The following is an 18,635-nucleotide window of genomic DNA, read 5'->3' on the forward strand; positions in this document are numbered from 1 at the left end:
TTTGCGTTACAACTTTACCCGTAATCAAACCATGCTCGTTTTATAAGTAACCAGTCAGTTAGCTTGGTTTAGCTCAGAGGACATGTGTCCTGTACTTAAACCTCTTTAACTTTAACCATTACGTTTTAGAACATAAAAAGGTTTTTTATGGAAAAGGTATTTCACTTGGGATTAACCCAAGCAGATCTTCAAGGTGCTAAGCTAGCAATCGTTCCGGGCGATCCCGAACGTTCAAAACGAATCGCCCAGCAGTTAGACAATGCTATTTGCCTAGCGCAAACAAGAGAGTTTCATATTTACCTAGCCACAATTAAAGAGCAACCAGTTGTTGTTTGCTCCACAGGAATTGGTGGCCCGTCTACTTCTATTGCTGTGGAAGAACTCGCTCAGCTCGGGATCAAAACATTTTTAAGAATTGGTACCACAGGTGCAATTCAGCCACATATTGATGAAGGTGATATTCTCGTCAGCACTGCATCAGTTAGACTAGATGGCGCAAGCCAGCACTTTGCTCCTTTGGCATACCCTGCGGTTTCAGACTTTCATAGTACTCAAGCTATGGTGCAAGCTTGTGAATTTGAGAAGGTGCCTTATCACACAGGTATCACCGCTTCGAGTGACACATTCTATCCAGGACAAGAACGTTACGACACTTTCTCCGGCTATGTATCCAAAGCATTCCAAGGGTCATGTGAAGAATGGCAAAAGCTCAATGTCATGAACTATGAAATGGAGTCAGCGACTCTATTCACTATGTGTGCAGCTCTTGGCCTAAAAGCAGCTTGTGTAGCCGGCGTGTTAGTAAATAGAACAAGGCAGGAAATTCCTGACGTTGACCATCAGTTGGTTGAAAAGCGTGCTGTTTCAGTGGTAATTAAAGCCGCCGAGATCCTTATTACTCAATCAAAGTAGGCTTGCGCCTACTTTAGACTAAAATACGTGGTGCTCCAAAGGCACGGTGCCTTTTAAGTTGGTCAATACAGCTTGAGCCACGGATTTTTGATTTTCAAAACCCGCTTTCTCTACTAATGTAATGCGCTCTACACAAGCATCTTCTAACTTGATACCGGATAGCGCCAATTGACTTAATACGCTGCTCATGGGTGATAAACTCGGGCTGTAAGCGGCATTTTCCGCATATCTGCCATAAAAGGCTCGTCCATCTTTCAAAACCAACTCTGCCGCACTCAAATTGCTAGTATAAGGCACATAGGCTTGACGTAAGTGTTGTTTCAATGCTTCAGATATAGGCAGGTTGATATCAACATCGGACGCTACATTTGACATAAGTGACGCCCCATTGCCCAGATCACTCGGACCAAAATCACAAGGCAACAACTCGTTCAAGGTAAACCTTCCATTTGGCAGTAGTATTGACAAGGTACCAGCCGAGTTCAACTCATTCATAAACTGGCGACAAAATCCACAAGGTGCGGCATTAATGGCTATCGAAGTGATTTCTTGCGCACCATTTATCCATGCATTATTGATTGCTGCTTGCTCTGCATGAACTACCAAAGATAGTGCCTGACGTTTAAACTCTAAATTAGCGCCCAAATACATACTGTCCGTAATTTTATCAAAAACCACGGCACCAACATAAAAGGAAGAGATAGGAGCTTGAGCAAATTTTGCTGCAATTGGTAACAAGGCTTGCTGAAGTTGCTCTTTGTCACAATTGAGTTGACTTATCAGTTCAGATACGACAGTCGTCTTTAATACACCGTGTGTTTGCTTAGCGCTATCGTAAATATATTCTTCTGTTTTGCTGTCTATTATTACCATAATTTAATTATTATAGAATATGGCATGTCAGTTTACGCAGGTTTTACGCGTTACTCAACCATTCCTTTGCAGATTTAAAACACTCAAAGTTTTCTGCATGAATACCAAACCTTTTTACTTTTTGTAAAAACAAATCGTGCATATAACCTTCAAAACCAACAACACGGGCAATTTGCATATTGGTCAAATGATGAGCAACCTTAGGCATTACATTGACAATGTCAATGGCAGCAAATTTATGCTCTAACTCTGAAACGTCAATGAGCACTTTCTTACTGCCATGTTGCTCTGAATACGCCTTAGCTGCTTTATAAGCATTGACCACATCTTCTGCTCCGGCTTTACCACGCACAGTCATTAAAATTAAAGACGTAGTTTGATCATAGGTAATACTGGTTGATAGTACTGACATATAGAACTCTGCAAAGATACCGACATAGAAATTACTAAAGAGGGCAAGGATTTTAGTTTAAAGCGTGGCGCTGTCAACAAAATAGGATTTAAAAATGAGTAAAAAATAAAAAACCAACCCTTTATGGTTGGTTTTTTATTTCACTGCGTTATAAAAATGTATTTTCAAATTACATTTAGCACATAAGTATTAGCCAGTATTACGTAAACCTGCGGCGATCCCCATCATTGTGATCATCAGTGCACTATCTAGATTTTGATCATCTGCTGCGCGTGTGCGCTTTAATAACTCTACTTGCAACAGGTTTAGAGGATCAGTATAGGGGTTACGTAACGCAATTGACTCTTTGATCCAAGGCTGTGCAGACAATAAACTCCCCTTAGGTGCCAGTCGCAATACTTCATCCATGGTCTCTTTCAGCTCTGCTCTTAGCTTTTCCCCAATAATCTGAAGTTCTTTAGGCACTAGGCGCTCGTCATAATATTCAGTTAGCCATAAATCAGCTTTACAAAACACCATTTCAAGCATTTCGATTCTTGTTCTAAAAAAAGGCCACAGCTCACTCATTTCTTCAATTAACGATTCACCACCTAAGTTGAGGACAGCTTTTATCCCCTCATTCGCTCCGAGCCAGGCGGGCAACATCAAGCGGTTTTGACTCCATGCAAAAATCCATGGTATTGCACGTAAGCTTTCTATACCTCCTTTTGGATTACGTTTGGCAGGTCGAGATCCGAGTGGCAATTTAGCTAGCTCTATTTCTGGTGTCGCACTTCTAAAATATGAAACAAAATCTGGCGTATTACGGACATATTGGCGGTATCGTTCACATGACGCTTCACTGAGCATATCCATGGCCTCGCGCCATTGTGACTTCGGTTTTGGAGGTGGGAACAAGTTATTTTCTATGATCGCACTGGCATATAACGAAAGACTTTGAATCGCAACTGGAGAGAGTCCAAATTTAAATCGTATCATCTCCCCTTGCTCTGTCACTCTTAAACCATGTTTAAGCGAACCTGGTGGCTGTGAGCGTAAGGCTTGACGTGCGGGAGCACCACCGCGGCCAATGGTCCCTCCTCGCCCATGAAATAGCTTCATTTTAATCCCGTGCTTGTCTCCCAATTCGATAAGAGACTCCATGGCTCGGTATTGCGCCCAGCCAGCCGCCATCATTCCCGCATCTTTTGCCGAATCTGAATAACCAATCATGACATACTGTTGATGTGACAAGTGGCCCTTGTACCAACTCGAACTGAAAAGTTCAGTCATTACTTTGTCTGCGCGGTTTAAATCGTCGAGCGTTTCAAATAACGGCGCGACTGGGAAATTAAACCCAACACCACTTTCTTTGAGCAGCAGTTGAACAGCCAATACATCAGACGCATACTGTGCCATAGATATGATATAAATCCCCAGAGCAGCACTATCTTGTTGCGCAATCACATCAAACGTATCTATCACTTCTTTTACGGATTCATTTGGACGCCAATGCTTTGGTATGATCGGTCTCCTTGAACTTAGCTCAGACAGCAAAAATGCCTGTTTATCTTGCTCAGACCACTGGGCGTAATCACCGACTCCCAGATATCGCGTAAGCTCTGATAGAACCTCAGTATGACGGGCTGAGTCTTGGCGAATATCTAGCTGGCATAAGTTCACGCCAAAGCAATTTAAGCGACGTAGCACATCTAACAGCAAGCCATTGGCAACAACTTCCATTCCCAGCTCATTGAGAGAATTGAAACAAACCAACAGTGGCTCTCGTAGCTGTGCTGTGAATTTAATTTTATCGCGGCAAGACGTTGGTGTTCCTTTGATTTTACTCTCTAAAAAGTCAATGGTTTCGCGTACATCTAATTTAAGGTTTTTCAATAGTGCACGATATGGTTCACTCGTTTCACCCGTTTGCGCTAACAACACCTTGTTTGCGCCACTCATAGATAACTCTGCACTTAGCTTATCTAGATCTCGGTAATAAAGGTCAAGCGCCATCCAGCGGCCATGGTCGAGCACACTTTGTGTTACTGTCGCGGTTACATTGGGGTTACCATCTCTATCTCCGCCCATCCACGATGCAAGCTTCACTGGTGAAAAGCTCTGAGGTAGATGAATACCTAGATACTGCTGCGCCATCTTGCCAAGTTCACCAACAAATTGTGGAATTGCGTGCCACAAGCTGTTTTCAACCACGGCAAACCCCCACTTAGCTTCTTCTAAGGGTGTCGGCCGCTTATCTCGAATTTCATTGGTATGCCAAGCCTGACAAATCAGCTGTGCTATCCGGGCTAAAATGGTATCTCTTTCTACACCTGTACACTCAAGGCTTTCAAGTTCTTTAAGACAATCACTTAATTCAACGTGTTTGCTGATTATTGTGCGGCGAGTTACTTCCGTTGGGTGTGCCGTGAGCACTAATTCTATTTGCAATGTGGATAGAGCCTGTATTGCATCCTCTTGAGAGCACTCTTCTTTTTCAACACGATCGGCGAGATCATTAATGGTGCTTTCAATCGTTTCGAAGGCTCCCTCTGGTGAACCGGCTTTTGAAGTCGTATGATACTGCTCTGCAACGTTCGCTAAATTCAGAAAGTGGTTAAACGCTCTACAGACAGGCAAAAGTTCTTCGTTGCTTAGCGCCTTTAACGTATTAATTAGGGCATCTCGCGCTTGATGATCTCCGCTTCTAGAGGCTTTGGCGAGATGTCTGATCTGCTCTACTTTTTCAAGTAGTTCTGAACCCAGAGCATGCTCGATGGTTGCCCCCAAACACTCACCTAAAAGACTTACATTGCGACGTAGATTTGTATATTGCTGGTCCATACACTTTCCTTTGAATACAATTTATCCAAACCAATATACTGTTAAACATACATAAATGAAAAGACCATTTCGTTACACTTTTTTAATCTTGGCCTCGTCCATTTTTGCCATTTTAAAGCAAAATCTCCTGAAATTGAGGGGATCCAAACTCTGTTCAGAGCCGTTTATATCTAAATTATTTTCATAGCAAATAAGTTTTTATGGTGCAAAAAACAGCCGTGGTGATCGGTGCCAATGGCGCGATCGGTAAAGCACTTGTCAACCAGTACTTGCGTCTAAATTACCAGGTCGTTGCGATTAGCTCAGGTAAGTTAAACGTGGCACATCCCATGTTGACTAAATTTATAACAGATTACTCAAGAGACAACATACAGGACCTCTCAAACCGTATCGCACGGATCTATCCTAACACTGCGTATATTGCTGTTTGCAATGGTATATTACATACCGAAAACCACATGCCCGAGAAGAAAATAGAAGCATTTGATGAGGCATATTTCAACACGCTTTTACAAGTCAACACAATGACGCCTTTTTTATGGCTGCAAGCATTTATGCCTCATTTGCTATCAACTAACACGCCCTGTGTGTTCACCGCATTGAGTGCCCGCATCGGTAGTATTTCTGATAATCAGCTTGGAGGTTGGTATAGCTACAGGGCGTCCAAAGCCGCACTCAACATGCTATTTAAAACGGCCAGCGTTGAACTGAAAAGGCGTCGATGCAATGTTAAGTTGATGCTTTTTCACCCAGGCACAACTGATTCTGCACTGTCAAAACCCTTTCAAAATAATGTTCCACAAGACAAATTATTCAAACCAGAATTTGTCGCTCAGCAACTACACCAGCTTCAAACTAGTAGGGTGTTTGATGGTGATGTTGACTACATCGATTGGCAAGGCGAAAGCATAGAATGGTGATCTCATGATATTTAATACCCAAGACTTACTTAATTTTCCAGACAGGTATCGCGCACATTTTATCAATAGCCTGTCTGGCTATAAAAGTGCAAACCTAGTTGGTACACGAAGCCCTAATGGCGAAGAGAACTTGTCAATTGTGAGTTCGGTATTCCATTTGGGTGCGCACCCGCCGTTAATGGGGGTCATTTTTAGGCCTCATAGTGTCAGACGAGATACACTCGAAAATATATTGCAAACAAAGATATACACTATTAACCACGTAAACTCTTTAATTTGGAAAGAAGCCCACCAAACTTCAGCGCGATATGATGAACATCAGTCAGAATTTGACGCAACGGGCTTGACGCCTTATTACCATCAAAGTTTTGACGCGCCATTTGTTGCACAAAGCCAGCTTAAAATAGGCCTTGAATTATGCCAGCATCAAACCATTGAGTTGAATAAAACCGTACTAGTCATTGGTAAAATAGTGCATGTGGAAGTCGACGACAATGCTGTTGAAGAAGATGGATTTATCAATTTAGAACAGCTTGATACCATTGCCGTCTCGGGACTAGATTGCTACCACACGGCGAGTAAAATAGCGCGACTTGAATACGCCAAACCAAACAAGCCCGCTGAAACAAAAACATGACGGGCAATTAACCGCAAGATAAATGTGTAACTTTCATGTTCATCAAGACGGCAATAAAGTGCTTTACAGTTTGGCATCGTTAAACTCTTCGAGTATATAATCCAAATCTTTTAGATAATCGACAAACTCGGCTTGCTGATCTGTTGAGAGTGTAGCTCTCAAACTTATCAACAAGTCAATTTGCTTGGCAATACGCTGAACTCTGTGCTTTTTAATGTGCTCTGGTAAAGTATTAGGAGCGTCAACAATATACCTTGTCAGTTCTTCGATTTCAGCCACTGTGAGCGAACTTCTTTGAAGCAATGCTTCAATTTTCGAAAGCCGTTTTTGATTGTGGAGCACCCTCACTTCTCGATAAAAAGCCACTTTATCGTAATGGCGGCTGATCATTTCTTTTTGCTGGAGATTTAATTTTCCTAATGCGTCCTCGAATCGCTCAATCGAATTTTCAACTCGCTCATTTCGACTTTTATACTTTCCCATTTCACCTTTGATATTTGATATAAGCTGTTTTCTTTGTTTTTGGTCAAGCGAAACTAATAACTGGACAAGCACTGGCCCAGCATCTTGTATCAAGTCATACCAATGCCCACTTACTTGTTGACTGAGTTCGAGAATCTGCCTTTTATCCATTGTCTGCCAATTGGCGCCAAGGGTTTTAAGCCAACTTGAATACATTGGCAAATAGTGAGATTGATGTCGCAATTGAATTTGGTGAAAGCCTTTTAAAAGCATTTCTTCTTGAGGGCGAGTTAATGTTACAAAATCCTCGAGCCTATTAAGTATAAGCCTGTCTGCATTTTTATAAATTGTCTCGTACATACAAGCAGTTAAAGATAACAATAACAACAAGACTGTGATTACTTTCGTCATAAAACACCTTAAATGCAATTAATTATCATTTGCGGTTGACATTTACTCCCGAGTAACTGATAATCATTCTCAATGAAGCCGAACTAGTTGATTATACGCACAATGAATGCTCGCTTCATATAGTGAATTACTACTCGACCCAGTAATTTCACACACTCATTTACTTGCTACATTGCTCATATCGGTGACGGTAGATATGAAAATTAAAAAGCCCGAAAGGGCTTTTTTTATTTCCCTTCATAAACTTATAGTCTAAACTGCGTTATTAAACTAGGTGCATTAAGCTAAACACACTCCCCTGTAACATAAGGAGAAATAATGATGCGGAAAATAACTCAAATACTTCTTTTCTCGGGCCTCATAGCATGCTCAACTCCCTCCATCGCAGGATTAGAAGAAGGCATCGCGGCTGCGAATGCGGGCCAGTTTGATGTCGCTCTAAAGGAGTTTCAATACTTAGTCGATATGGGATTCGCCCCAGGCATGTACGAGCTTGCAAAAATGCATGAAGGCGGATATGGCGTGCCAAAAAACCCTAGAAAAGCAGCTGAATTATTGCAACGGGCAGTTAAATTAGGCAGCGCTGATGCTATGTTCGCACTGGCAGTTTTGTACCAAGATGGTAGAGGTGTGAAACTAGATAAACAAAAAGCCGTGGATCTTTTCACTCAAGCGGCTAAAAAGAGTCTGCCTGCCGCTCAGTTTAACCTTGGTGTTATGCATGCAAACGGAGATGGCGTTGTACAAGACTACTCCAAAGCACGTTTTTGGTATGAGCGCGCCGCTGCCAACAATTATACGCTTGCAATGTATAACTTGGCGTTACTGTACTACCAAGGCTTAGGTGTGCAAAAGAATGTTGAACGCTCATACATATGGAACTTGCTCGCTGAGTTTAACGGTTACGCTCAAGCAGCAGAAAGCAGACAACTTGACGAGCAAAGCCTGTCTCGCTCGCAGTTAGAGCGTGGACAACGTATAGCCAATGAGATTTATCACAAGATTCAAGCCAAAACCTATATTGCTGGTAGTGGATTTGCCGAATAGCTAAGTCAAACTTAACGCAAATATAGCCATGTCAAAACATGTTTTATGATGTGGCTATAGCGGTCAAACAGCTGACTACGCCACATTTTATCGCTAGATTTGAAAATGGACTTGCCGTGGCTCAATGCCATAAAACCCTCTTTTGCATGATACTGACCCATGCCCGAACTCCCCAATCCACCAAAAGGCAAATCGACGACGGCAACATGTAGCAGCATGTCGTTGATACACAGTGATCCTGCTTGCAAACTACGACGGAGCGCGGCCTCGGGCTCTTTACTGTTTGTATATAAATAACATGCTAAAGGGGTGCCAAGAGATTGCACTACACGCTTTGCATGTTCAAGATCTTGGACCTTTAACACATTTACAATAGGTCCAAATACCTCTTCTTGCATAATGCGGGATTTCAAAGAAGGTTCGATGACTATATGAATCCCAAATTCTTTAGCCGTTAAACTTTCTAGGGGTTTGGAGGAGTAAACTTCTGCGCCCTGACTTTGTGCATCGTTCATAAGCGACAAGAGTCTGTTGGCATGATGCTGGTTTATAATACCTGTGCAATCTTTTGACTGACTACTTTCCCGCACCCTGCTTTTAAGTTTTTCAATAAACTCATCAAAAATAGACTCATTAACAAGTACATAGTCTGGAGCAACACAGATCTGCCCCGCGTTCATTGTTTTCGCATGTATGATATCTAATATCGCTTTATGTTGATTAGCATCATCTAACACCAGCATGGGTGATTTGCCACCTAGCTCTAACGTAACAGGGACCAAATTTTGTGCTGCTGCTGCATAAACCTGTTTGCCGATATGAGTTGAGCCTGTGAAAAATAAGTGATCAAAAGCTAGTTGACTGAATTCAGACGCAACATTCGCGTCTCCCTCAATAACAATACAGTCTCCTTCTAAAGGCGCCAACACATCTTTAATTACCTGATTGATAGCAGGGGTCAGCTCACTGAGCTTAAGCATTACTTTATTACCGGCAGCAATGGCCGTCGCGAGCGGGACAAGCGCTAGCTGTATAGGGTAATTCCACGGGGCAATAACGCCAACAACCCCCTTTGGCACGTACTCTATCCACACTTTAGAAGGTAAAAACTGCCAGCCAGCTGATCTACTATGAGGTTTCATCCAAGAGTCAAGGTGCTTAGATATATACTTAATATGACTAATAGTTGGTATGATATCGGCCACTAAAGAATCATAATCAGAACGCGTACTAAAGTCAGCCTTCGCAGCGTCTACAAGGCGCGATTTACTTTCAATTATTGCTGCGCTTAGGTTTTTAAGCAGCTGTTTGCGTGCATCAACAGAAGGATATGGCGTCGCCAAATACGCAGCCTTGAGTGTAGCAAGTTTATCTCCAATAGAGTTATTAAGCACAGCTGTCACATCTTCTCCCTTAACCATTTGTAACGAATACATCTTATTATACGCAACTTTTTAACCTAAAGTTAAAAACAAAACAAAAAAACAACATTTAGTAGAGGTAATAACCAGTCACTTTGATAATAAATTAAACATAAAACAATAATAGTTAACAACATATTATTCACAATAAGCAATTGATGACATTGAATTCTATACTACCAATAGAAAAGAACTAAGTTATACAGCGCTCATTAATAGTACAGATTTAAAAGTCATGATCATCAATTTTTAAAAAAACCAATAAGCCATATCCCACAAAGACAACTAAAAAAATAAAGCATTGATATTTATGCCTATATTTCAATCAAAATAAGATAGCCCCCCTTCTTGTTTACTCTCATTTACAAAAAAAATGCATTACTTAATCCCTGTTATATTGGGAGAAAATAATAATTCGATTATTAATCAAACAAATTTATAGTAGAACTTATACCCAATATGAATATTTTCCTATGGTTTTATGTTTTAATTTCACCCGATAACAAAGTGATGAATTAATACAGGAAGATATTAATGTTTAAATATTCAAAAGTCGCACTTGGCTTAGCTACTTGTTTCGCTCTAACAGGCTGTTTAGAAGTTGAAGATGATGGTAACAAAGAAATTTCAAACCAGCTGAATAGTCAAAATGAACTATTGCAAACACAAATTGACTTGTTAACAGAGCAACAAGAAAACGCTAAGGCACCAGCAGCTATTAAAGGTACTGTAGTATCTGTATCTGAAGGCGTTTCTGCTGCTGACGCACAAGTAAGCGTTTTTGTTGACAATGCATGGACGGAAGCCGTGGCAGTCGCTGAAGACGGCTCATTCAATATTGCAAACCTGCCTGCTCAACGCAGCATCGTTGTAAAAGTTTCTAGTGAAAGCGGCGCATTCCTTACTCGCCACTTTAAAGCCAGAACAACAGGCAATGTTGCCAACGGTGTTCAAACTGCTGACCTGTATAACCTTGAAGTATCAGAGGGCTATACCAAAGAAATTAAAGTTCTTGATTCAGAATCAAACGAAGCAATTAAAAACCTAACTATTTGGGCAGATGACGTTACCGATTTAGATCGTTTCTGGACCGTAGAAAACTTCGAAAAAATGGTCAAAGATACCTACGCAACTAAAGCTGTGTATAACGAAGAGAAAGGTGTCTATGTAATCCAGTTAGCGAAAGACTTGCCTGTTGATTTATACTACAACCCGGACCTAAATGGTGACGGTAACGATAACTACATTCCTGAATCAGGTAACTATTCAGGTCGTGATGGCGAAATTCAACTTTCAGAAGCCAAATTAATTGACTCAATAGATGTCATGTACATGACAGCACTGAACACCCATGAATTTAGCATTGCACTTACTGTCCTTGACGAAGAAGGTAATGCGGTTGAGGTTAAGCGCGTATTTGCGAATGATAATGACCGTGGTGAGAAGTACGCGACTTATAACGAAGAAACAAAGCAGTATGATCTAGACGCTAATTTCTTTAATCGCTTAAGTCTTGTTATTCCGGGTTTTCAAAAAGATGACCTAGTTTACAGCAGTGCAAACGTTGAAATTAGCTACAACACAGCTCTTTCTGCATACGACGTATATAATGGTAATACCCATGCTCCAGTTGAGCTGTCGAACAACACTTTAAACTTGGTTGTTCACCTACACAGCGATGAAGTAAGCGAGTCTTCAGTGTCAAGGATTGCGACTGTTGATGCAAAAGATACTGTTGACAACGACGTACAGCTATACTTAAACGTACCTGTTGAAGTCGCAGCAGCTAACGTTCAAGCAATGGCTGTAAATCACGTTTTAGAATCGAAAGATGGTTCTACTACATTGAATACTGTTGAAACTGTTGTTGAACATGACCTTACGTTAGACTTAGACAATACACGTATTACCATCACACCAAAAACAGAAGTGACAACAAACTATAGATACCGAGTGTCTATCGATGAGGTTACCAATACTATCTCAGGTAAAACTGAGCAGCTTGGCTTCAACAGAGAGTATAACTTACCAGTTAGTAACGCTGTTTTCGATATCAATGAGCTAACAGCCGATAACTTTAACTACACTACAAATGGCAAGCCAATTGTCGCTAAAAACTCAGCAGGTGTTGACGATACTTGGGCATGGGACTACGATGGCTACGTTAGATTCGTTTTACCAAAGCACTTGTACTTGGTAGAAAAGTTAAGCTTTGAAGTTGTTAAATATACACATAACAATGTAGAGACTGTTATCAGTGATCCTAATACAGAGATTGTTATTGGCGACGGCTGGAGTAACCATCACACATCGTTCCTAGCAAAAATAGCTCGCAATGAAGAGCGTAATGGCCATTTCACTGCCGGTGGATCAGCGGAAAGTGGCTATAGATCAATTAGTTATACCGATCTAGGTCTACATTTGGACGACAACAAAGAAGGCGACAAGAGCTCAATTACTATCAACTACAGCTACCAACTGAAAGACAGTAAAGATGTGGTCACAGGTACTCTAGAGTTACCAGTTCAATAAACTTGAAGTATTTAAAAAGGGCTTGGTGTTAACCAAGCCCTTTTTTATGAGTATAATTTCAGTGTTCATATCTAATAGCAATACACTCTATGTGCTACCACCGAGATTAAGCAGATTACCTAATTACAACCCGTCCAATAAAGCTTATTAAATCCGCGTAAACCACTTACATGTAGCGTGACAGATGTATCTCGTTCTCATATTTTATAGAATTTTAATCCCAAGCGAGCAGCCTATAGTGTATGTGGCTAACTCTCAAATTGGTGACTGGTACTGACTTGTGGCCACATTGCATTATATGACTAACTAACGATATGAGGCGGCACTATCAACCCCTATATTCACGACATGTTTATCAAAGCTATATTGCAGCACTCCCTATATTTAAAATTACGATGGACTGCGGCTCCGTCAATAATTAAACAAGTTGCCTGTATTAAAGATCTCCTAAAACCTTTGGTGTATCGACCTAGTTACAATGGGAGAAAGTTCGGTATTTTACATGGTTGGCAACAAACAGACTTAGCTGATGAATTGCATAAGGAGCAACAAAAATGGTGAGTTTTATGACTTAAAAAGAAGGGCCAAGCTCCTCAAAACTGAACAGCTTGGTACATGATTTCGTTAACTAGAATACAAACACCCAACGAGCAACTGTTAATGTCAGAATGCTCAGTATTGCTATTGCTATAAGGTTCATTACAAATCCAGCTTTGATCATGTCTTTAATTTTGATCTCTCCAGAACCAAAAACAATCGCATTAGGCGGTGTAGCAACGGGCATCATAAAGGCACAACTGGCCGCCATTGCAGCAGGGATTATCCATATTAAAGGTGTGCCAGTAACCTGTTCTGCAACAGGGCCAAGTAATGGTAAAAAGCCTGCAGCGGTTGCCGTATTACTGGTTAATTCAGTTAAGAAAGTGATTAGAGCAGCGACCGCAATAACACTCAATACAAGTGGAATAGCGCTGGCACCTGCAAGTAAATTCGCAATATATTCAGCCAGCCCTGATCCCTTGATCTGACTGGCTAAGGTTAGACCGCCACCAAAGAGTAATAAGATCCCCCAGGGTACTTCTTTTGCGGCTGGCCAATCCATTACCTTTTGCTCACCTTGTTTGTCAGCTGGCAACACAAACAACAGGATTGAGGCAGCAACCGCAATCCCGGTATCTGTGATATTTAAACCAGTCCAAGTTTGCAAGTAGGGTCTTAACAACCAACCAAATACTGCAAACAAAAATACATACATAACATTTTTTTCAGCGATTGACATCGATCCTTGATCGCTCAACTGAGCAGAGAATATCTCAGTCATTTCAGTATTGTTTTGCTGTGGTGCAAGTTTAAATGCAAACTTTGTAAGCCATAACCAACATAAGATAATCATCCCAAATGTAAATGGCACAGCCACAATCATCCATTGACCAAAGCCAATTTGTATTTGATGGTTGTCCCATAAATACGCAACCATTAACGCATTAGGCGCAGTGCCTATAATAGTTCCTACGCCGCCTAAACTGGCACTATAAGCAATAGCCAATAACAATGCTTTTGCGTAGTTATCACAGTGCGCACCATTTTTTTGTAAAACGTGAATAACAGACAATGCAATGGGTAACAACATCAAAGTTGTCGCAGTGTTATTGATCCACATAGACAAAAAACCACTGACTAACATCATTGCGAGAACTTGATACTTGGGATTTGTACCACTTTTCAACATGGTTTGCAGTGCAATTCGTTTATGTAACTGAGACTTTTCCATCGCAATGGAAATTAAAAAGCCACCTAAGAACAGAAATATAAGTGGGTGAGCATACGCTGATGAGGTACTTTTTATATCATTGATACCCGCCAAAGGCACTGCTAGTAGAGGCACTAGTGAAGTTACTGGAATTGGCACCGTTTCGCTCACCCACCAAACCGCCAGCCACATGGCAAGACCAGCAGTACGCCAGCCTTGTTCTGACAAACCTTCAGGGCTTTGAGTGAAGCATGTTAGTAGAAAAAGAAAAGGGCCTAAAAATAGCCACAACTTATTGTATAGGGAACTGCCTTTAACCATTGTATCCGTCATTTATCAATTTTTTGTAATTATGAATGCTAATTAAGGAGGCAGTATGAATGAGCATGCTGTAATCTACAAGACACCAAAAGCCTTAGGCAACATAAAAGCAAGCTTTTGCTCACTATATAGTTATACCAGTAATCAAAAATAGACCGCTGCACTCTATGAATACAGCGGCCTAGGCTTACATTTTTAGTTGGCAGTAATTTTAAGCGTTACGCCAGATGCCTGCGTATAACCACGCAAGTCAAAGTACCAGGTCCCCGCTTCTGGCAATGACAATGTGCAAACTTCATTGTTTCCATAACGATATGGACGACAGCGATATTGAGACGTCGTTGATTGACTACCAAAGTTCACATACAGATCGGCATCGCCGGAACCGCCTGAAATGGTCACTTTGAGCTCTTTGTAGCCACTACCGATTGGTAAATTAGTACGCCACCATTGCCCAGACTCAACACTTACATCGGTAAATGTTTTTTGTATTGGTGTTGGATCTGTGGGTGGAGGTGGTGTACTACCTGCGGTTTTTGCCAGCTCAGCGACATAAGCACTGGCCAACTTGGCAAAATTTAAAGAGTGCTCTGCATTATATTCCGTATCGTTTGAAGAGTGGATCAAACGATTTGACTCTCTCATACGAGATTCAAAGGGAAATGACGCAGGAAACCCTTGTTGATACCAAGATGCATGATCTGAGCAACCATAGCCACATCTATCATAGCCATAGCTAATAGTGCTCAAGTATGTATCTATTAGCTGGCTCATAAATGTATTTTGGGCACTGTTGGTATAGTCAGTAATGAGCACAATGTCATATTGGCCGCCTTTGTGTCCAGACATATCAAATTGCGCCATGCCTACGACATTTTTCCCTGATGACTTGTAATCCTGTGCAATTGCTTTTGACCCTCTCAATCCCACTTCTTCCGCAGCGTACCCCATAATTTGCACGGTTCGCTTGGGTTTATAGTTGGTCTCGACTATCGCTTTGAGCACCTCACTTAATACCGCGATACCAGATGCATTATCATCAGCACCAGGCGCTCGTCCCCCACTCGGATTAGAGCCATTGATAGAATCCAAATGCCCACCAATAACCACGATTTCATCAATTAACTCACTCCCAGGGATAGTGACAATGACAGACGGCTGCGCCCACGAATGGCCGTAGGACTCTACGGTGATATCAGCTCTTGAACGAGCCAAATCAGTCCAATGCTGTTTGACCCAATTGGAGGCATCTACGCCTGACTGCTGAGTGTAATATCGGTTGTAAAATGCTGTCATAGCACTGACGGTGCTATCTAGTCCTGTTGATGAAACTTTGCTCATCAGAGCTTGCACGGTTTGTGGGTTGTCTATGGTATAAGCTAGCTCAGGCTGATTTGCGTGAGCATGTGCCAAAGCGCTCAAGTATGATTTGGCTTCTTGCTCACTTTCATGAGCGACAAAACCACCACATCGATGATAGTTTTCGTGCATAAAATGACTGACATTAACATGCTCTGCTTCATCTAATAGCAATAAGTTCACCTCGGCATTATTCGTGGTGGACTGTGGGTATACTCGCCCTTTAATAGAGTTTTCTAATTGGTAATGCTGACTTGCTGGTGCGCCTAACGTTATCCATTTTTTTTCAGATGGTTCGCTTGAGAAACTAGGCTGTGAGAGGCACGCCAACAAACACATAAATGCTTTTGTACGCATAATGTATCCTTTACATGACTTTGCGAGAAGGCGACACGAGGTCGCCTATCATTAAGAACTAACTAGTTGGCTTTGATATTTAGAGTTACACCGCTTGCGCTTGTATAACCACGTAAATCTATGTGCCAAGTCCCTGCCTGGGGGTTAGTAAATGAACATGATTCACTGTTGCCATTTTTGTATGGGCGACATTGATATGTTGAAGTGGAAGAGGCTGAACCAAAGTTAACATACAAATCTGCATCTCCGCTGCCACCAGAAATTGTAACGGTAAGATTTGAATAACCCGCATTTAAAGATTGGGTATACCTTGCCCACTGACCACTAGAAACTGATATATTACTTTCAGTTCTATCAATTGGAGGCGTTGAGCCACCGCCTGTTGAATAACTACCTGTCAGCGTCACACCAGAAATTTGGTTCCACGCTTCCACCATCACATAGTAAGTACCAGCTTGAACTGTATTAATGGCACAAGATTCGTTGCTCGTTGACGAAGTACTCTTACAATCGAAGCTTTGTAATGTGGGTCTGCTACCAAACTTGACGTATAAGTCAGCATCACCGGTGCCACCAGCTGTTTCGAATTTTAAGTTGGTCGCATCAGCTGGTACATTCAGCACAAAAAATTGCTGTGCCTTCGCAGCCCCACTGATGCCAGTGCGAGGTACGCCATTGCTTATTTCCTCGTCCGTTGGGGGAGTGCCACAATTGCTACCGGAGCTCAATTGAGAATTTACACCGACTTGTGCCAAAGCAGCTTTAACGTCGTCAGGGTTATAACCTAAGTCACACGCAGCATCCATTACTCCGTTGCCAGCTAGATCCCAATCAGTGCTCGCTGTCCAATACATTTGATTTGCCTTAGCCATTACAAGAAATGCTTTCTTTGTATCCCACCCTGTCGTGGTAGCTAAGTTATAAAATGCTTTATTAAAAACACCTGATGAATGGTGCACATCCATGCCAGAAGTAAAGTTGTTTTGATGATCAATTGAACGGCCATCTTTCGTCGGGTCATTCATATATCTTAGCGCGCCGGTCGCTTTGAAGATATCTTGCCCAACAAGCCAATCATTGCTGCCTTTCATGTAAAATTCAGCGGCCTCACCTGCCATATCTGAAAAAGCTTCATTCAGTCCACCAGACTTATTGCGGTATACAAGACCTGAATTCTGCTCCGTGAACCCGTGACTGACCTCATGCGCCGACACATCAAGGCTGACTAAAGGATAAAATCTATCCTTGCCGTCACCAAATGTCATCGAACGCCCATCCCAAAACGCGTTTTCGTAATTATTGCTATAATGCACTCGCATTTGTAGTTGAAATGAGAGTGGCGCAGTGCCTAGCCAATCATTGTACATATTGAAAACGACGTTACCAAAATAGTGCGCATCATTAAGCGGCGAATATGCACCATTAATTTCTTTCACCGTATTTTCTGGGCAAGTAAAGGAGTGAGCACTAGAGCCACTGCTACCATGGTTAAGGTGAATAGTCTTAACGTTCGCATTGTTCATTGTACAGGTATTGCCTGATTGACTGACGTCTAAATGACCGTAGTCTGTGCCATAGTTGTATCGCCCAGTTTTTTGGTTTCCACCAGGACCTGTTGCATTTGCATGCTGAATATTGTCATAGCTTACCAGTAACTCACCCGTATTAGCATCAATGATCTGATACGGTCTAGATGGTGATTCCCCATAAGTTACATAAGACACTTCATACACTAATCGAGCCTGATTGTTCTTGTCTATCCAAACTCCGAGTTGGTCTGATCCGTGGAACTTTTGCAGTGCTTCTTGTGTACTTGATTGATTAGCATGTAGCATTGATTTTGCTTGCGCTAGCTGCAAGCCTGGCTTAACAGAAGACAAGTCTCCTTCAATACCATATACCGCAGCACCGTGAGCATGCTTGAACAATCCCTGATCATCGAACGTCAAGCTTACAGTATCACCAATGACAGGGAGTCCTTGATACATTTGTTGATAACGATGTGTTACTGACCCATTTTTGTGTTTAAACGTTTTTAGTACTTTTAAAGAGTCAGTTGTCGAGAGCCCTATTAATTGAGCAGCGGGTGTTGACAACACACTCGGTGAGCCCGATTGCAACATGACATTTAAATTATTCTGAATATTTAAATACTGCTTTTGCGCGGCACCAGCTGTGCAACTTAATACAGCCAATGTGACGAGAGATATTTTAGTTATTTTAGGTAGTTTCACTTTATGCTCCTTGATTGTGTGTGTTTTGTATTCGGCACTAGTCCGAATGTGCACCTTTTCATGAGTGCACAATTGAGCCTAGCCAAACGGAACAAAAAATAAACCATTAATTTACATATATTAAACTTTTACACCAATTCAATTTTTAATCATAACTTTCAGCC

13 protein-coding genes are annotated in these 18,635 nt (G+C 41.6%); 5 read left to right on the forward strand and 8 right to left on the reverse strand.

The annotated features are described in order from the left end of the window. Nucleotides 1–147: 147 nt before the first annotated feature. Nucleotides 148–912, forward strand: a complete 765-nt coding sequence (udp, locus tag MHN81_RS08485; protein WP_023397878.1) for a uridine phosphorylase — start codon at nt 148–150, stop codon at nt 910–912. Between the two features lie 18 nt (nt 913–930). Here the strand turns inward: udp and cdd are convergent, their stop codons facing one another. The 3 genes from cdd to ppc form a co-directional block, all read right to left on the reverse strand. Beyond that, nucleotides 931–1,785, reverse strand: a complete 855-nt coding sequence (gene cdd / locus MHN81_RS08490; RefSeq protein ID WP_023397879.1) for a cytidine deaminase — start codon at nt 1,783–1,785, stop codon at nt 931–933. A gap of 43 nt (nt 1,786–1,828) precedes the next feature. Further along, nucleotides 1,829–2,197 carry a hypothetical protein gene (locus MHN81_RS08495; protein WP_023397880.1) on the reverse strand — a complete coding sequence of 123 codons (369 nt, stop codon included), beginning with the start codon at nt 2,195–2,197 and terminating at the stop codon, nt 1,829–1,831. A 189-nt stretch (nt 2,198–2,386) separates the two neighbouring features. Beyond that, nucleotides 2,387–5,020, reverse strand: coding sequence for a phosphoenolpyruvate carboxylase (gene ppc / locus MHN81_RS08500; RefSeq protein WP_239425521.1), 2,634 nt, complete (start codon nt 5,018–5,020; stop codon nt 2,387–2,389). A gap of 200 nt (nt 5,021–5,220) precedes the next feature. On the opposite strand from ppc, the gene MHN81_RS08505 reads away from it, so the two are divergent. After that, nucleotides 5,221–5,940, forward strand: coding sequence for an SDR family NAD(P)-dependent oxidoreductase (locus MHN81_RS08505; RefSeq protein WP_239425522.1), 720 nt, complete (start codon nt 5,221–5,223; stop codon nt 5,938–5,940). 4 nt (nt 5,941–5,944) lie between these two features. After that, nucleotides 5,945–6,577 carry a flavin reductase gene (locus MHN81_RS08510; RefSeq protein ID WP_239425523.1) on the forward strand — a complete coding sequence of 211 codons (633 nt, stop codon included), beginning with the start codon at nt 5,945–5,947 and terminating at the stop codon, nt 6,575–6,577. Nucleotides 6,578–6,640: 63 nt separating this feature from the next. Here MHN81_RS08510 and MHN81_RS08515 read toward each other — a convergent pair whose 3' ends face one another. Continuing rightward, entirely contained in the window at nt 6,641–7,450 is an 810-nt protein-coding gene (locus MHN81_RS08515; RefSeq protein ID WP_239425524.1) for a DUF6279 family lipoprotein, read from the reverse strand. A 318-nt stretch (nt 7,451–7,768) separates the two neighbouring features. On the opposite strand from MHN81_RS08515, the gene MHN81_RS08520 reads away from it, so the two are divergent. Next, a complete protein-coding gene (locus MHN81_RS08520) occupies nt 7,769–8,497 on the forward strand; it encodes a tetratricopeptide repeat protein (RefSeq protein WP_023397885.1) in 729 nt (242 codons plus the stop codon). A gap of 11 nt (nt 8,498–8,508) precedes the next feature. Here the strand turns inward: MHN81_RS08520 and MHN81_RS08525 are convergent, their stop codons facing one another. Next, a complete protein-coding gene (locus MHN81_RS08525; protein WP_239425525.1) occupies nt 8,509–9,900 on the reverse strand; it encodes an aldehyde dehydrogenase family protein in 1,392 nt (463 codons plus the stop codon). A 552-nt stretch (nt 9,901–10,452) separates the two neighbouring features. Between MHN81_RS08525 and MHN81_RS08530 the strand changes: the two genes are divergently transcribed. Beyond that, a complete protein-coding gene (locus MHN81_RS08530) occupies nt 10,453–12,450 on the forward strand; it encodes a hypothetical protein (protein WP_023397887.1) in 1,998 nt (665 codons plus the stop codon). A 628-nt stretch (nt 12,451–13,078) separates the two neighbouring features. Here MHN81_RS08530 and MHN81_RS08535 read toward each other — a convergent pair. The 3 genes from MHN81_RS08535 to MHN81_RS08545 all read right to left on the reverse strand — a co-directional run bounded on the left by MHN81_RS08535 (nt 13,079) and on the right by MHN81_RS08545 (nt 18,471). After that, complete coding sequence (locus MHN81_RS08535; RefSeq protein ID WP_023397888.1) at nt 13,079–14,533, reverse strand: DASS family sodium-coupled anion symporter; 1,455 nt, start codon at nt 14,531–14,533, stop codon at nt 13,079–13,081. 183 nt (nt 14,534–14,716) lie between these two features. Further along, complete coding sequence (locus MHN81_RS08540; protein ID WP_239425526.1) at nt 14,717–16,237, reverse strand: M28 family metallopeptidase; 1,521 nt, start codon at nt 16,235–16,237, stop codon at nt 14,717–14,719. A 62-nt stretch (nt 16,238–16,299) separates the two neighbouring features. Continuing rightward, nucleotides 16,300–18,471, reverse strand: coding sequence for a pre-peptidase C-terminal domain-containing protein (locus MHN81_RS08545; protein WP_239425527.1), 2,172 nt, complete (start codon nt 18,469–18,471; stop codon nt 16,300–16,302). Nucleotides 18,472–18,635: the final 164 nt, after the last annotated feature.

It is taken from the genome of Pseudoalteromonas sp. Of7M-16, from assembly GCF_022347805.1.
Taxonomy (GTDB): domain Bacteria; phylum Pseudomonadota; class Gammaproteobacteria; order Enterobacterales; family Alteromonadaceae; genus Pseudoalteromonas; species Pseudoalteromonas luteoviolacea_F.

What these genes read in the sequence shown, in the direction of transcription:
- udp (WP_023397878.1), top strand. Translation starts at nt 148, where the DNA reads ATGGAAAAGGTATTTCACTTGGGATTAACCCAAGCAGATCTTCAAGGT.
- cdd (WP_023397879.1), bottom strand. Translation starts at nt 1,785, where the DNA reads ATGGTAATAATAGACAGCAAAACAGAAGAATATATTTACGATAGCGCT.
- MHN81_RS08495 (WP_023397880.1), bottom strand. Translation starts at nt 2,197, where the DNA reads ATGTCAGTACTATCAACCAGTATTACCTATGATCAAACTACGTCTTTA.
- ppc (WP_239425521.1), bottom strand. Translation starts at nt 5,020, where the DNA reads ATGGACCAGCAATATACAAATCTACGTCGCAATGTAAGTCTTTTAGGT.
- MHN81_RS08505 (WP_239425522.1), top strand. Translation starts at nt 5,221, where the DNA reads ATGGTGCAAAAAACAGCCGTGGTGATCGGTGCCAATGGCGCGATCGGT.
- MHN81_RS08510 (WP_239425523.1), top strand. Translation starts at nt 5,945, where the DNA reads ATGATATTTAATACCCAAGACTTACTTAATTTTCCAGACAGGTATCGC.
- MHN81_RS08515 (WP_239425524.1), bottom strand. Translation starts at nt 7,450, where the DNA reads ATGACGAAAGTAATCACAGTCTTGTTGTTATTGTTATCTTTAACTGCT.
- MHN81_RS08520 (WP_023397885.1), top strand. Translation starts at nt 7,769, where the DNA reads ATGATGCGGAAAATAACTCAAATACTTCTTTTCTCGGGCCTCATAGCA.
- MHN81_RS08530 (WP_023397887.1), top strand. Translation starts at nt 10,453, where the DNA reads ATGTTTAAATATTCAAAAGTCGCACTTGGCTTAGCTACTTGTTTCGCT.
- MHN81_RS08535 (WP_023397888.1), bottom strand. Translation starts at nt 14,533, where the DNA reads ATGACGGATACAATGGTTAAAGGCAGTTCCCTATACAATAAGTTGTGG.
- MHN81_RS08540 (WP_239425526.1), bottom strand. Translation starts at nt 16,237, where the DNA reads ATGCGTACAAAAGCATTTATGTGTTTGTTGGCGTGCCTCTCACAGCCT.